The sequence below is a fragment of the Kistimonas scapharcae genome (genome assembly GCF_039540975.1).
In the GTDB taxonomy this organism is placed as follows: Bacteria; Pseudomonadota; Gammaproteobacteria; order Pseudomonadales; family Endozoicomonadaceae; genus Kistimonas; species Kistimonas scapharcae.
The window spans coordinates 1-721 of sequence record NZ_BAABFL010000179.1; the positions used below are offsets into that span (position 1 = coordinate 1).

The window sequence follows — 721 nt, forward strand, 5'->3', positions numbered from 1 at the left end:
TGGGATCAGCGTTCAACCGCTCGCCGGTTACTTCATCGTAATGACGCTCCTTGTTGACCTGATCACTCAACTGGCCGAAGTTGGCGGTGGGTGCCTGACCCTCATTGCCGGTAATGTCCGGGGTTGAGTCATCGTAATCAGGCGAGTTGATGATCTCGTCCCGATCCTTGAACTTGTTGCGGTCATATTGCTTTATCTGACTGGGCAGGAGTTTCCCTTTCAATCTCGCCTCAATGCTGCGGATTGATTTTGAAACATCCCTCAGCATCCCCTGAACATGCTTTACTTCCTTGTTGTCCTTGAACTGGGATACTGCCCCGATGCCGTCAATGAACTTGTGCATCTCGGTCATGGCGTCGAGCAGGGTTTCACGATCCGCCTCAAGGTCTTTCAGTGTCTCCTGATCCAGTGCTTGCTTGGCTTTGGCCAGTGCTTGGGTTTTCTTGCTCTTTTCCGCATTGAGTTCACTGATCTGCTCGTCCAGTTGCTTCAGGTAGTTCTCCACTGTCCCGCGATACTCGGAACGTGGGTTGCTATCAGACTGTCCTTTTTTTACGATTTCATCACCGGCCTGACGATACTCTGAACGTGGCGTATCAGACACAATATTCGCCAGCGCGTCACTGGTCTGGTTCTGGTAGTTCCGGATACCCTTGATGGTTTCGGACAGGGCGTTGATTTCCCGCTCAAGGTTGTCAACAGGCTCCGTGATCCGGGCTAT

Annotated in this window: 1 protein-coding gene; it reads right to left on the bottom strand. The window is 52.0% G+C overall.

What is annotated here, in order from left to right:
* On the bottom strand, positions 1-721 hold a 721-nt coding region (locus ABD892_RS10270), incomplete at both ends, for a hypothetical protein (RefSeq protein WP_345195531.1).